We start from the raw sequence: 15,081 nt of genomic DNA on the forward strand, positions 1-15,081 counted from the left end.
CAGGGAGGTTTAGATTTTTTGATTTGAGGGGTATCGTACGACAAGAACATAGTCCTGCCAATAAGAAAGTTCAATGCTTGAGTGCTTTAGTAAAGTTAAACTTTCTGATGGGATCAAAAAAAAACCTGTACATTTGTATCAGGTTCTTTAATATTGCACATAAACAAACATGATGATATAATCAGTTAACGACCATTTTTGGTAAATGGTCAAAATTAGTTCATCTTATATCTTAATTATATCGTTCCGGTAAACTCTTGTCAAATGTTTTTTCTCAATCTAACAGTTAGGAGAGATGTTGAATGAGTTCTTTGGTTCTCGGCTTCCAGGAAATTGAAAAAACGCAGCTTTTGCTCGTTGGCGGAAAAGGGTTAAATTTAGGGGAATTATCAAAAATTCAAGGAATACAAGTACCAGAAGGATTTTGTGTTACAACAGTGGGATATCAAAAAGCCCTCGAACATAACGAAACGTATCGTGCTTTGTTGGATCAATTAGCCATGCTAAAAGTAGAAAATCGCGATCAAATTGGTGAAATCAGCAGGAAGATTCGACAAATCCTTATGGAAGTAGAAATTCCTTCCGATGTTGTGAAAGCAGTTACTTACTATCTTTCCCAATATGGTGAGGAACATGCTTATGCAGTGCGTTCTAGTGCGACTGCTGAAGATTTACCACATGCCTCTTTTGCCGGTCAACAAGACACCTATTTAAATATCATCGGCAAAGAAGCCATCTTGCAGCATATCAGCAAATGTTGGGCTTCCTTATTTACGGATCGCGCAGTAATCTACCGTATGCAAAATGGATTCGACCACAGTCAAGTATATTTATCCGTTATCATTCAAAGGATGGTTTTCCCACAGGCTTCGGGGATTTTATTTACCGCTGATCCAATTACCTCCAACCGAAAGTTATTATCCATCGATGCCAGTTTTGGACTTGGAGAAGCACTGGTCTCTGGCTTGGTATCTGCCGATTGCTATAAAGTACAGGAAGGGGAAATCGTCGATAAGAGGATAGCAACTAAAAAATTGGCTATCTATGGCCGAAAAGAAGGCGGAACAGAGACAAAGCAGATCGATCCTGATCAGCAGATGTCTCAAACACTCACTGAGCAACAAATTTTACAGCTGGCACACATCGGAAGACAGATCGAAGCTTATTTTGGTTGCCCGCAAGATATCGAATGGTGTTTGGCTGATGATACATTTTATATTGTCCAGAGTCGGCCAATCACGACTTTATACCCGATCCCAGAAGCGGTTGATCAAGAAAATCACGTCTATCTATCTGTTGGTCATCAACAAATGATGACAGATCCCATAAAACCATTGGGATTGTCTTTTTACCTGTTAATTACTCCTGCACCTATGCGTAAAGCCGGTGGGAGGTTGTTTGTTGATGTTGCACCTAGGCTGGCTACACCTGTCGGCCGGGAAACTTTATTAAATACCATGGGATCCGATCCGCTCATAAAAGGCGCACTCACGACCATAATAGAGCGAGATTTTATAAAATCGTTACCAGATGATAGAAAAGATCTGAGTCCCGGTAATAGCAGTAAAGGTAGGTCGTCTGCAGGTTTTCAAGCACAAATCGAAAACGATCCGGCAATCGTTTCTGATTTGATTAAGAACAGTCAAACATCGATAGAAGAATTAAAGCAAAACATCCAAACGAAATCAAGAGCAGATTTACTTGATTTTATTCTGGAAGATCTCCAGGAATTAAAGAAGATCTTATTTGACCCACAAAGTTCAAAGGTTTTTATGACTGCTATGAATGCTTCGTCATGGATCAATGAAAAAATGTACGAGTGGTTAGGTGAAAAAAACGCAGCAGATACGCTTTCTCAATCTGTACCAAACAACATTACTTCGGAAATGGGTCTGGCGCTATTGGATGTCGCAGATGTGATTCGTCCTTATCCGGAAGTAATTGATTATTTACAACATGTAATAGATGATAATTTTTTGGATGAACTGGTTAAGTTTGATGGTGGGCAGGAAACTCATGACGCTATCTATGCTTATCTCAACAAATACGGAATGCGATGTGCCGGTGAAATCGATATTTCGAGAACTCGTTGGAGTGAAAAACCAATTACACTTGTCCCCATGATTCTCAGTAATATCAAAAACTTTGAGCCTAATGCTGGCAAGCGGAAATTTGAGCAAGGGCGGCAAGAAGCTTTAGAGAAAGAACAAGAGTTATTAGATCGATTGAAGCAATTACCGGATGGCGAACAAAAAGCTGAAGAGACAAAACGAGTGATCAGCTTAATCCGGAATTTCATCGGTTATCGTGAATATCCAAAATACGGCATGATTAACCGCTACTTCGTTTATAAGCAGGCTTTACTGAAAGAAGCCGAACAACTCGTACAAGCTAGCGTTATTCATGAAAAAGAAGATATATACTATCTCACTTTTGAAGAACTTCACGAAGTCGTACGCACAAATAAACTGGATTATCAGATCATCCGTAAACGAAAAGACGATTACAAATTTTTTGAAAAACTAACTCCCCCACGTGTAATCACGTCTGATGGTGAAATCATTGCGGGCGAGTACAACCGAGAAAATCTGCCAGACAAAGCGATTGTAGGTCTGCCTGTCTCTACCGGAGTTATAGAGGGACGAGCACGTGTCATCTTAAACATGGAAGATTCTGAGCTGGAAGCTGGAGATATATTAGTCACCGCCTTTACTGACCCTGGCTGGACATCATTGTTTGTATCCATTAAAGGCCTGGTCACCGAAGTTGGCGGACTGATGACCCATGGAGCCGTTATCGCTCGTGAATATGGCTTGCCAGCAGTTGTCGGAGTGGATAATGCTACCAAGCTGATAAAAGACGGGCAACGAATTCGCGTGAATGGAACAGAAGGGTACATTGAAATATTGTAATGGTTGGATACGTCATGTAAGAACCTCTGTCATAATAGGCGGCATTAAATTTAGTTTAATGTCGCAGACCACCACGGCTGCAGGCATGGATCGGTGGCCGCGTTACATTAACGGGCAGAAGTTAGTAAACTCATGATACAAAAAGGACACAAAAGTTAACCAAAACGACGGAGGCGGGAGACGTGTCGAATTTGGACAATGAGAAAAAAGCTTTGGAAAAAGCGAAAATGGTATTTGAAACAACCGAGGTCATAACGACAAATGTGTACAAGGTCAGCCCTGAGCAGAAAGAGAAGCTCGATCGACTGGCTGAGGAGAGGATCGAAAAGGCACGCGAGAAGGCAATACCGAAGATCCGCGAGAGGTACGAACAGCGGGTTAAGGAGATCCGGCAGCAACAACAGCTAACGGCCGACGGCGAGGGGATGACTCCCCCGGCGAAGAAGTAAACAAACACATACATTTGTGTGTGATGCCAGCAACGCTGGTACTCCCCTTATTAGGCACTACATTTCATAGTGGGGGGAAGGGAATCTTGAAATGCCTTTCATTGACTATAACCACTAAACACAAAGGCTATAAGCTTCATGGTTACACTTCTTGGGATTGAATAACGGAGGAGATTCAAACTTTTTTTGAACAAACGGGACACGATAGTGCAATGACTAGGAAGCATACCGCTACCACGGTTGCTTCCTTTTTCGTAAAAGTACCGCCTAGCTGGAACATAGAAACTTTGCCACTGGCTGGAATCTTATAGGCTCAGGGTTTTTGGTAGTAAGTTTAGTAGCAACAACCTATTCATTTTAAGACACCATTTGGCTAAATCTCTGCTTCCGGCTATTATAGTACTAGTGCAGAAAAAGGGGATGGTTCAATGAAGTTGCTTATCAAACTGGCGCTTACCTGCGCCGCACTTGTATTGATTATGATTATCGCATTTCGCTTACATACGTTGCTCGGGTGGGGACTTTTTATCGTGCTGATTGGGGTGATGGGATATATCTCCAGATCGAGCTACTATGCCATTCGCGGCAGCACGGCATTCGCGGCAGACCAGTTCGAGCTGGCTCTTGCCTGGTACCAGAAAGCATATGCCAGCAAGCCGTGTCCGGAGAAGCATCAGATCGGCTACGCCTATATGCTGATGAGGACAGGCGAGTCGGAGCAAGCGGAGGCTGTGCTGCAGAAGGTGCTTAGCCGTACCGCGAATCACGAGATTAGGATGCAGGCTCGCTGCAATCTGGCTACCGCATACTGGCTGCAAGGGAAGCGGGACGAAGGCGTCAAAGAGCTGGAGGGCGTTTTCGAGCATTACAAAAACACGCTGATCTACGGCAATCTGGGCTATTTCAAGCTGATGCACGGCGACCTGAACGAATCGCTGGAGTTCAATCTCGCAGCGTATGCGTTCAACAGCGACGACAAGACGATTCTGGACAACTGCGCATTGAACTATTATATGCTTGGCAAAATGACGGAGGCAGAGGAGATGTTCGAGAAGCTGATGTCCAAATCGCCGAAACGCGCCGAGCCTTACTATTACTACGCGCTGACCCTTAAAAAGCTCGGGAAGAAAGAGGAGGCCGCCGAACAGATTAAGCAGGCGCTTACCAAAGAATTGTCCTTCCTGACAACCGTGACACGCATCGAAATTGACGAAGCAGCCAAAGAGATGAACACAGAAAAATAGCCGATACTCGGCATTGCGCACTTCCACCGTATTGAATACATTGCTGCGCTGGTTTTAGGCGCACTCGCTCATATTTTTGGCTGTAGTTTACATTTAGGTCCGGGGGACACAATTATAGTGCTTTGGAATCCCCGCAGGCTATTCAGAAAAATGGATTTTTAATAATCAGTTGGATTTAGCGCGGTTCCATAATGGAGCGGCGTTTTTTTTACTACAGCAGCAATATATGACCTTTCCGGCAGAAAGTAACTTGTAACGTTACTGCGTAAGGAGCAGGCACTCGGCGGACCCTACTTGGTTGGAGGAGGTTGGGAGCAAGGGTGTGACATTTCAATCAAGCAATTAAGTCATAAAAGGAGAGCAATTATCGCCCTACTTTTTCAACGAAATCATGCTAATCTAATCATGAAAGCGCGTAACATGCGAAACAATTAAGTTTTCTTATTATGGGGGGAAGAAGTATGGGCAAACCTAAGTGGGCATCCAAGCTTTCGACTTTAACCGCGATATCGGTTATAGCTGGCTGCACTGGTGCAGCAAGTCAGGAGTCACCGACAGGCCTTCAAGACAGCCCGAAGCAAGAAGCCATAACTCTTAAAGCTTATGCTTACAACGGGGCTTTAGGAAAGGAGGATTTCGAGAAGTATATCGCTGCACCAGTTAAAAGCAAATTTCCCAACGTGACATTGGAATACATCGTTCCGGGAGAAGGATCGGGGCCGACGGAGCTATTAACGGCGGGGGCTATGCCAGATATCATTATGACCGGATTACGGGCCTTGATAACATTCCAAGAATTAGATGTTACTGTCGATCTCCGGGAGTTCGCTGCCAAGCACAAGCTGGATCTGACCCGATACCGAAAAGAAGCCGTTGACGCTATTCAGGGATACGGTTCTAAAGGTGAATTGTATGCGCTTCCCTTTTATGAAAATTATTACATGATGGCCTACAACAAAGATATTTTCGATAAGTTCTCCATTCCTTATCCTACCGATCAAATGACTTGGGAGCAGGTTAAAGCTCTTGCTATGAAGCTGACCCGGGTAGAGGACGGAATCACGTATAAGGGCATTCAACCGATCGATACGGTAGATACATTCGGTCTTGCCATGTCGCTATCCTTTATTGACGACAAAACAGGGAAGGCCAAAGTAACGACCGACGAATGGAAGCGTGCCTTCGAAATGGCTAGCGAGATGAATACGATTCCCGGCAACGAACCTAAGGACCCTCTGAACATCTGGAAGGGCGCGGATGATTTTATGAAAGATAAGAATGTCGCCATGATGCCCTGGTTCGGCTCCAGACTACAAACGCTGGTGAGAAGCAATGCCGACTTGAACTTTAATTGGGATGTCGTATCCTTCCCTAGCTTCTCGGAATCTCCGGGCCAATCGGCGGAAGTTGATGCTCATGTATTCGCCTTGTCCAAGACGAGCAAGCATCAGGAGGAAGCGTTCCAGGTCATCCAATATTTGACCTCCTCGGAGGAGCTGCAAGGAAATTTTGTCAAGCTGGGACGTGCGTTGCCATCTATTAAGAACGATAATATGTTGAAGCAGTTCGGCTCGGAATATCCGCTCTTACAAACGAAAAATATAGCTGGAGTTTTTAAAAGCACGCCAAGACAGCCGCACAAGGCCCACAAGTTTGATGATATCGTCCGCTCCAAATTAAGAGCGGCGTTCGCGGATCATTTGGCAGGGAAAATGGATATCAACACAGCTCTTCGCAAGGCGGAGGAGGAAGCTAATAAAGAAATAGAGACGAAGCAGAAATAGTACTTGAAGTTTCGGATTAGGAATGGAATGATGAAAGAAGGGTTCTACATGGTTTTGTCCACTCATATTATTTTGGTTATGTTCGCTGCTGGTCTCATTCTGGGCTTCGTCGGAGCAGGCGGCTCCGGGTTCATTATTTCCATCCTGTCCACCGTGTTCGGCTTCCCGATCCATACCGCGCTGGGCACGGCGCTGGCAGCCATGCTGTTCTCCTCGGCTTCCGGTACGGTAAGTCATTACCGCGAAGGGAACATTACACCTCGTACCGGCATTGTCGTCGGATTGTCCGGGGCTTTCGGTGCATGGATTTGTTCGCAATTATCGGTAGGAATCGACGAAACGAAGCTCCAATGGATGACGGCAGGGATGCTGTTCTTGTCAGCCGTCGTGCTATGGATAAGAATGGGGCTCGCAGCCAAAAGGAACCTGTCTCAACCTGGGCCTGCCGCCTTAACAGCCGGTGCAGCGTTCTGGTTTCGAGCTTGCGCTATCGGCATCGTATGCGGAGCCTTATCAGGCTTGTTCGGGATTGGATCGACGCCATTTATCCAAATTGGTCTCATCACGCTGCTCAGAATGCCGATAAGTCAAGCGGCGGGAACAACGATGCTGATCATCATTCCGATCGCGGTTGCAGGAGGAGCGGGCTATTATGGCTCGGGTCATCTGGATCTACTGCTGCTGGCGGAAGTATTGGCCGGTATTATGACCGGGTCTTATATCGGAGCCAAATTTACGAAACGGCTGCCGCTTGTTTATTTGAAGACGGCTATGGTAGCTACTCCGTTCGTCGGAGCAGCATTGCTGTTATTCTAAAGCGGCCGGTCTTAAGAAGGAGGGAAAGGTGTGGCATTAGTCCATGTGGAGTATTTTTCGGAAGTATTAGGATTGTCCAGCTCTATGGATGTCATTATTCCGCAGCAAATCCAAAGGCAACCGGGGCGGTTCAAGCCGCCATATCCGGTATTGTATCTACTGCATGGCGGCTCTGACAATCATTCCAATTGGCAGAGGAACACAGCCATAGAAAGGTATGTGTCCGGCCTGGGCCTGGTTGTCGTGATGCCTGCCGTACATTACAGCTTTTATTCCGATCAGAAATACGGATTAAAGTATTTTACGTTCTTATCGGAGGAGCTGCCGCGATTAGTACAACAATTTTTCCATGTATCGGATCAACGGGAGGACACGTTCGCTGCCGGATTATCCATGGGCGGTTACGGCGCGTTCAAGCTTGGCATCGTATGCCCCGACCGGTATGCCGCTGTGGCAAGCTTGTCGGGAAGCCTCGACCAACGCAGCCGACTCACAGGGGAACCGGTGATAGCCAACTCCATTATGCTCCAGATGGCCAAGCACACCTTTGGGTCCTTGGAGGAGTACGATCGAAGCGAGAATGATTTGGCTCATGTGCTGGAAGGTCATCTTGCCGACGGCGTTCAGCTGCCCAAATTGTATCAAGCCTGCGGTACACTCGATCATAATTACGAGATTAATAAGCGGTTTTATGAGCAATTCCGGGATCGGATGGATGTAACCTACATAGAAGCGCCGGATCGCGGACATGAATGGGGCTTTTGGGACGAATCGATTCAGCAAGTATTACAGTGGCTGCCGATACGAAGTACTTAATATCTCATAGCGTTGATAGAGGAGGACGAAAAGATGCGAATTGGCGTTGTGTGCGATGACCGCTGGCATCCAGCAGAAACGGTCCGGCAAGGTTTGAAAGCGCTTGAATTGTCCGGTATGACATTCAACTATATGACGGAGGATACGGCATGGTCCGCTGATAGGATGAACGAGTATCCCGTCACCATTCTCACCAAGTCAAATTGCCGATCGGCAAGCGATCCGAGCCCATGGCTTACGGAGGACGTTCAGCAATCGTTCGTAAACTATGTCGAATGGGGCGGCGGCCTGTTCGTTATTCACTCGGGTACTGTGGGGTACGCGAATGATCCATTGTTTCGACAGCTTGTAGGCGGTGTCTTTACTCATCATCCTCCCTCAGGCGAGGTAACGCTTCAGCTGGAGCCTAGCTCAAGCTTTCATCTAAATGCAGAATCACGGACAATGACGCTGATAGACGAGCATTATTTCATAGAGCTGGATGACAAACAAGCAGAGGTGTTTATGACCTCTGAATCCATCCATGGTCGGCAGCCGGCCGGGTGGACTCGTCGACAAGGCAACGGAAGAATATGCGTAGCGACTCCAGGGCATTACGTCGATGTCTGGCAGAGTCCTTTTTATAGGAGCATCCTGCAGCAGGGCATTAGCTGGTGTGCCGGTGAAATCGAGAAAATTACGGATTAAAGGAGGTGAGCGGATGGAAAAAGTTGCAGTTATTCTAGGAGGAGACAATCCGCTTGGCGCTTCGCTATGCCGCAATTTACTGGAACAAGAATGGAAGGTCATCGCAGGGGTGACGCCAGGAGACCCATCTGCAGACGATTCCGTGGAGGATTCAAACAAACTTATCTCAGCCTATCCGAATCATTACCGCACAGTATCCATGGACCCTTCGTCCATCCAGTCTCTCCTGACTGCAGCGTCTGTCGTTGCCGAAGAAGCGGATTCCATTGATTTGCTTATCAGCAGCATCGATAGGCTGGAGGCGGATTCCTTCATGGAGGGTCTCGACTTCGAATCCGTCTTGAACAGCTTTGATACGAATGCTTTAGGTCCCATTCGTTTTATCGAGGCTTTCCTGCCCTTAACTGAGAAGGGATCCAAACGGATCGGGATTGTCTCCAGCCTATCGGGCAGCATTGAGACTGCTTCTCATGCCGACAGTTTCGGGTACAGCATGTCCAGAACCGCCTTGCATATGGCAATCCAAAATATGGCCAATCTTCTGGGCAAGGAGGGCTACTCGTTCCGGGTGTACCTGCAAGCCGGACGGTCGCTTCTGGAGCACTCCGCTTCGCTGGAGAATATTGATGCGGTATGTCGCTTCTTCAAGGATCGCGGGAATGGCGATTCAAGCTTTGCTGTCGTTGATAGTACAGGGAAACAACGTACCTTATCATCCTAATGAAAAAGGGGGCATTGCTGTGCAAACCGCATTAGTTACAGGTGCCGATCGCGGGCTTGGTCTTTCGCTGACGAAGCAGCTTGCCGAGCGGGGCTGGCGCGTATTCGCCGGAAGCTACCTTCCCGATTGGCCGGAGCTTACAGAGCTGTCAGCTCTATATGGTGACAGCATAACCATCGTAAATTTGGACATCGCATCCGATGAATCCGTCCAACAAGCCTTGGGTAAGGTGAAGCTGCATGCAGCCCATCTGGATGCGGTTATCCATAATGCTGGGGTTTCCAGCCCGTTGAATGACAGAACCATTAAGCAAAATCCGGACTACGACGACATGCTGCGTGTGTATAATGTGAATGCGGTCGGCATGCTAAGGGTCACGAGCGCTTTTCTTCCGCTGACGAACGCAGGGGAGCTGAAACGGCTGTGCATCGTCTCATCCGAAGCAGGAAGTATCAGCCGCAGCCGGCGCGAGTCATGGTACGGTTATTGCATGTCCAAAGCTGCTTTAAATATGGGCGTCAAGCTGCTGTTCAATATACTTCAACCGCAAGGCTACACGTTTCGGTTATTTCATCCCGGATGGATGAAAACTTACATGTCCGGACATAAAAACACAATCGCCGAATTGGAGCCAGACGACGTCGCCGCTTCCGCTCTGTCTTACTTCTTACATCCCCGGCTCGCGAACGATACAGGCGAAGTGAATGAAGGGACACTAACGATGCGTGATTGGAAGGGCAATGACTGGCCATGGTAAGGAAGAGGCAGCTTTTTATCGGTATGAACCGGTATCGGCTGCTTTTTAGCTTATACCGTGGTTAGGGTCGCACCTTGTATACCTATCATAGAGTATAAGGGAAGTGGAGGAACATGGAATATACTTATAAAGTCATCCCGCTGCAAAAAAGCTTGCCCATTCGCCTAGTCATGCATCGCAAATCGAGCTATAGCTACCATTGGCACAAAGAGCTGGAGATTTTCCTGGTGCTGGAGGGCTCCATTCATATTAGAACGACGAAGCAGCATTATCATTTGGAGAAACAGGAAATGCTTATTATGAATTGCAACGAAATTCACGCCTCCGAATATGCCGGGTCCAACAATTTGGCCTTGATTATCCAAATTGATTTATCTTTTTGCAAGCAGTTCGGGTACGATTTCACCCAGCTTTATTTCGATCCGGCCCATTTGCACGATAAAGGAGGGCCGAATCCGATCCTTGCCGAGCTGAAACAGCTTACCCTGCAAATGATTCTTGAATTGTATTATCAGAAGGCGGGCTACCATAATGAAGTGATGGCGCATATTCATAGGTTCATAAGCCGTCTGCTGCGCAATCTGCCCTACACTCATCGCCATGAGAACTCGGAAGCATTGTCGGAATCCGATTTTCAACGGTTGAACCGCGTGCTGAAATACATGAACGATAATTATAAACATGCGATATCACTTAAGGATTTTGCCAATGAAGAATTTCTGAATGTGTATTATTTAAGTCATTTTTTCAAAAGAAAGGTCGGAATTACCTTCTCAGAGTGCTTGAACCAAATACGCATCCAAAAAGCTCTGGAGCTGCTGATGTCCGACAAATCGGCTAGCATGATGGACATTGCTCTTTCTGTCGGTTTTCCGAATGTGAAATCGTTTAATAGGACATTTAAGAACAAATATCATTTCACTCCGTATCATTATAAAAAAGGACAGCTTGCTGTTGAGAACAAGATGGAGCCGATGGATACGGAAGTGTTTAATCCGGAAATCATCAGGAGACTGGAAGAGATTATATCCTCTCATACCCGTTTGATTAACCAAATCGATTAGGGGGAATATTGAATAAAAAGAAGAAATGTTAGCGCATTCACAAGAGCTTTAATTGAACGCATAGCTGTGACCGGCTGTGGAGGATGTTAGGAGCCTCCTGAAAAAGAAAATGACCTGTTAAAAAAGGACTTGGCTCTAGGTCATGAATATGATATATGTAGGTTCTAAGCGATAGATTATCATTCTATATTGTTGTTTTCAGGATTTCATTAAGGCAGATTGAGATTGGAGAGGTAATTATGGGAAATACGGATAAGTTTGAAATGATAGCTAATACATATGACACTTCTGAAAGAATTCAAATTGCAAAGGTATCTTCGGATGCCATTCGTGAATATTTAGTTGACGCTAATAGTAAGAATGCTATTGATTTTGGGTGTGGAACAGGTCTTGTCGGAATGAACTTGTTAAACGATTTTAATTCAATGCTTTTTCTGGATACTTCACAAAACATGATTAATCAAATCAAGCAAAAAATTTCTGATTCTAATATTCAGAATGCAGATACATTATGCTTTGATTTTGAAAAGGAAGGTCTATCGGATTTACATGCTGACTATGTTTTTATGGCTCAGGTTCTCCTCCATATTAATGATGTTGAATTAGTTTTATCAAGATTATTTGATGTTCTAAATGAAGGCGGACATTTATTAATCGTAGATTATAATAAAAATGAAAAAGTAGTTTCAGATATAGTTCATAACGGATTTAATCAAGTAAAGCTAACTGACATTATGGCTAATATAGGGTACAGTAATATTCAATCCAAAACTTTTTATAATGGAAGTAAAATATTCATGGGACAAGATGCATCTATGTTTATTCTTGATTCTCAAAAATAAACTTTATGGCAGATACACATAATTCATCAAAGATCATGATTTCAATGGTAGTCGATGGTCAGAATCAAGGAATCATCAAGGAAATGGGTTCTAAGCTGTGTCATCAGCTGGTATGCGTGGTTAAGCAAGGAGCATTACATGGCGATGCGAGAAGATCCGAAGCCGCTGCAGTATTTTCAAGAGGCGTTGACGATCGCCACGTTCGATCCGGGTATGTATGAAGTCGTGAAAACGTTTGAGTCATCCCCCTAATAAAGCGAGAATTTGTCCGTCAGCCAGGCTCGGGCAAGTTTTTGAACTACTTTTTACTCGTGCATCAACTTTGAGGTACAGGAAGGCGATTTTCTAATTTTATACATTTTGAGAAGGGTGTAATATTACCGTATGGGCCGGCAGCTACATACATATCGGAGCGAATGCAGGCACTATCTTCAAGTTACTGGCAGCACCCATTCCACGGTGTGGACTTCTTTGCATCGGAGCAAGGATGGAGCAACGCAACGCCAACAGAAAGCCATACACTGGTTAACATCGTTAATGATTTATCAAGAATTTCTCGAAAAGCTCAAGGAGGGGACGATCCCCTCCTTTTTTTGGTATGTGTGGCGTACACAGTGGGTATTCCGGTTAAGCTTCAAAGGTTGTGGATGACCATTTCCAAGAAACGCGTAATCAGCGTTCATTTTCCTTCATGCAAACGATAATTCGATGGAGCAACGCCTTCCTTGTTTTTGAAAGCACGGCTGAAGGCATGGATATTCGCGTAGCCGAGCTGATCGGCTATACTTTGAATCGTTAGCCCGGTGAATTGGATCAGTTGCTTCGCCTTTTCGACCCGGACCGTCTGATGGTATTGAATCGGACTCATATGGAAGGCATCCCGGAACAGTCTAGTCAAATAATATTTGCTGATATGAAATCGGGTTGACAATTCGTCGAGCGAAATATCGGTATGAGAATGTTCGGTTATGTATTGTCGCACACTCATTAGCAAAGATTGATGAGCATGGATTTGCGGAGTCTCGGACCAGTGCCGTTCCCTGATAAGGTAGGTCAGCAGCTTAAGTAGCTGACTCTTCATTTGAAGGTGGAAATAAGGAAGCCGGAGATGATATTCATGGATCAGATCGAATAGCATTTGTTCCATTACGGCGGGATGTGTGAGCCGGATCCGATTGGGCAGAGCGAACGGTCCCGCTGATAGCAAATCAGGGCGAAACCAAGTAAGCTCCTGTTCGTTCATTTCATTTTCCGTAATAAAAGATACCGGGATCTGCGGGCTATCGACCTGTTCCACCAGATCGAAGTGAATGTGTGGCTGCCTGACTCTAAGGGAGCTGTTAGAGCGGATGGAATGCCTCTGCCTGGGCTTGAACAAAAACAAGTCACCGGGGATGCCCTCGTAGGCAATGTCTTCTATGGTAATAAGCAGGTGGCCTTCCTTGATATATAGCAGCTCGTAGTCCCATAACGTACGGGGACGAACGGACCAGGGACTAGAGGCAGAATGATCCCAAGCCCGCCGGACATAAGGAGACAATACCGTTTCGGACATAGCAATGAACCCTCCTTTAGTGCCATTATAGCAATAATTGATAAATGAACAACGGTTTGCGCTAAATTCATGGACAGCTGTCTTCGGCTATACTTATAGCAGAAATGAATGAAATGATCTCAAAGTTCGGAGGAGGATGCAGGATGCAAGGACCATTAGCCAACATTGCCTTGTTACAAGAAAAGGTAAGGACGAAGCGTATCTCCAGTTATGATCGGACAGGCGGGAATAAAGACAAGATTACCATTGCTCCCGGTGAGACGGCGGAGCTGGCTGCCATTCAAGGAGCGGGGATTATTAAGCACATTTGGATGACGCTCAGCACCAAAGATCGTTTCATTCGGCGCAACGCCATTATACGCATGTATTGGGACGGGGAAGACAAGCCGAGCGTCGAATCGCCGTTAGGTGATTTTTTCGGTCAAGGGTGGGGCGAGGAATATAACTTCCAGTCACTTCCATTGGCAGCTGCACCGGCGCAGGGGAGAGCTCTAAACAGTTATTTTCCCATGCCTTTCGGCCACGGGGCTAAGATTACGATTGAGAACGACTCCGAGCATGAGCTGTCATCGTTATACTATTACATTGACTATGAAGCACACGATTCGATGCCTGACCATATGGGACGTTTTCATGCATGGTGGAATCGGGAGGTTACGGAGGTACATCCGGAGGAGGGAGAAACGGAATGGGATGTCATTGCTCCCCAAGGGATGAACGTATCGGATAAGCACAATTATTTATTTGCCGATATTGAGGGAAAAGGGCATTTTGTCGGCATTAACTATTATGTCGATAGCCCGGGGCCAATGTGGTATGGAGAAGGGGACGATATGTGGTTGATTGATGGCGAGGATTGGCCGGGATCCCTTCACGGTACGGGGACGGAAGATTTCTTCAACAGCTCGTGGTGCCCAAACGAATTGTATCTGCACCCTTACTTCGGTTATGCGCGGATTCCCGATAAGCTGGGATGGATGGGACGGACGCATTGCTACCGTTTTTTCCTTGAAGATCCGATCCACTTCGATAAGTCGCTTAGGGCCAGCATAGAGCACGGACACAATAACAACCTCGCGCTCGATATTAGCACTGTCTCCTATTGGTACCAAGCGGAGCCGCATAAGCCGTTTCCTGCAATACCTCCAAAGGAGCGCAGGGCAAACATGCCGGAGATCAACGTTCAGGACGTCCATCGCTGGCGGCACGAGTGGAGACTCGCTATGGGCGGGGCAAAAAACTTGTGGGGCAATGAAAGGAAGCCAAAACAAGAGTAATCCGATAGGAATATTTTTAATGTGTTCCCATTACAAGATCACTTGACGCTTAGCCTAATGGGCAGGGTTAAGGGTGATCTTTTTTTATTGCGATCCGTCCGGTACAAGCTTGCTTTTTTCACAAAGTGGATGCTTCTTCTAGCTGTGTCATGGTATA

At 46.0% G+C, this 15,081-nt stretch carries 13 protein-coding genes; 12 read left to right on the forward strand and 1 reads right to left on the reverse strand.

Annotated elements, in window-relative coordinates:
- Positions 1-302 precede the first annotated feature (302 nt).
- From ppsA to BP97_RS0128045, 11 genes are all read left to right on the forward strand, one after another.
- A complete protein-coding gene (gene ppsA, locus BP97_RS0127995; RefSeq protein WP_028552081.1) occupies positions 303-2,912 on the forward strand; it encodes a phosphoenolpyruvate synthase in 2,610 nt (869 codons plus the stop codon).
- A 182-nt stretch (positions 2,913-3,094) separates the two neighbouring features.
- Positions 3,095-3,361 (forward strand): hypothetical protein, encoded by a 267-nt coding sequence (locus tag BP97_RS0128000; RefSeq protein ID WP_028552082.1) that lies wholly within the window; start codon positions 3,095-3,097, stop codon positions 3,359-3,361.
- A gap of 428 nt (positions 3,362-3,789) precedes the next feature.
- Complete coding sequence (locus BP97_RS0128005) at positions 3,790-4,605, forward strand: tetratricopeptide repeat protein (protein WP_028552083.1); 816 nt, start codon at positions 3,790-3,792, stop codon at positions 4,603-4,605.
- A gap of 461 nt (positions 4,606-5,066) precedes the next feature.
- Complete coding sequence (locus tag BP97_RS0128010) at positions 5,067-6,389, forward strand: ABC transporter substrate-binding protein (RefSeq protein WP_028552084.1); 1,323 nt, start codon at positions 5,067-5,069, stop codon at positions 6,387-6,389.
- A 54-nt stretch (positions 6,390-6,443) separates the two neighbouring features.
- Positions 6,444-7,205, forward strand: coding sequence for a sulfite exporter TauE/SafE family protein (locus tag BP97_RS0128015; RefSeq protein WP_197035554.1), 762 nt, complete (start codon positions 6,444-6,446; stop codon positions 7,203-7,205).
- 30 nt (positions 7,206-7,235) lie between these two features.
- The gene (locus BP97_RS0128020; RefSeq protein ID WP_028552086.1) at positions 7,236-8,021 is read left to right on the forward strand and encodes an alpha/beta hydrolase; all 786 of its coding nucleotides are present in this window, start codon (positions 7,236-7,238) and stop codon (positions 8,019-8,021) included.
- A gap of 33 nt (positions 8,022-8,054) precedes the next feature.
- Positions 8,055-8,708 carry a ThuA domain-containing protein gene (locus BP97_RS0128025; RefSeq protein ID WP_028552087.1) on the forward strand — a complete coding sequence of 218 codons (654 nt, stop codon included), beginning with the start codon at positions 8,055-8,057 and terminating at the stop codon, positions 8,706-8,708.
- A 13-nt stretch (positions 8,709-8,721) separates the two neighbouring features.
- Positions 8,722-9,429: an SDR family NAD(P)-dependent oxidoreductase gene (locus tag BP97_RS37635; RefSeq protein WP_036746665.1), complete on the forward strand. Its 708-nt coding sequence runs from the start codon at positions 8,722-8,724 to the stop codon at positions 9,427-9,429.
- Positions 9,368-10,186 carry an SDR family NAD(P)-dependent oxidoreductase gene (locus tag BP97_RS37640; protein ID WP_197035551.1) on the forward strand — a complete coding sequence of 273 codons (819 nt, stop codon included), beginning with the start codon at positions 9,368-9,370 and terminating at the stop codon, positions 10,184-10,186. The genes BP97_RS37635 and BP97_RS37640 overlap by 62 nt, the downstream gene beginning before the upstream one ends.
- 113 nt (positions 10,187-10,299) lie before the next feature.
- Positions 10,300-11,250, forward strand: coding sequence for an AraC family transcriptional regulator (locus BP97_RS0128040; protein ID WP_028552088.1), 951 nt, complete (start codon positions 10,300-10,302; stop codon positions 11,248-11,250).
- Between the two features lie 239 nt (positions 11,251-11,489).
- Positions 11,490-12,092 carry a class I SAM-dependent methyltransferase gene (locus BP97_RS0128045; protein ID WP_028552089.1) on the forward strand — a complete coding sequence of 201 codons (603 nt, stop codon included), beginning with the start codon at positions 11,490-11,492 and terminating at the stop codon, positions 12,090-12,092.
- A gap of 679 nt (positions 12,093-12,771) precedes the next feature.
- Here the strand turns inward: BP97_RS0128045 and BP97_RS0128055 are convergent.
- The gene (locus BP97_RS0128055) at positions 12,772-13,647 is read right to left on the reverse strand and encodes an AraC family transcriptional regulator (RefSeq protein WP_028552090.1); all 876 of its coding nucleotides are present in this window, start codon (positions 13,645-13,647) and stop codon (positions 12,772-12,774) included.
- 143 nt (positions 13,648-13,790) lie between these two features.
- Here BP97_RS0128055 and BP97_RS0128060 point away from each other — a divergent pair, with 143 nt between their 5' ends.
- Entirely contained in the window at positions 13,791-14,924 is a 1,134-nt protein-coding gene (locus BP97_RS0128060; RefSeq protein ID WP_036746667.1) for a glycoside hydrolase family 172 protein, read from the forward strand.
- Positions 14,925-15,081 lie beyond the last annotated feature (157 nt).

It is taken from the genome of Paenibacillus sp. UNC451MF (assembly GCF_000686845.1).
In the GTDB taxonomy this organism is placed as follows: domain Bacteria; phylum Bacillota; class Bacilli; order Paenibacillales; family NBRC-103111; genus Paenibacillus_S.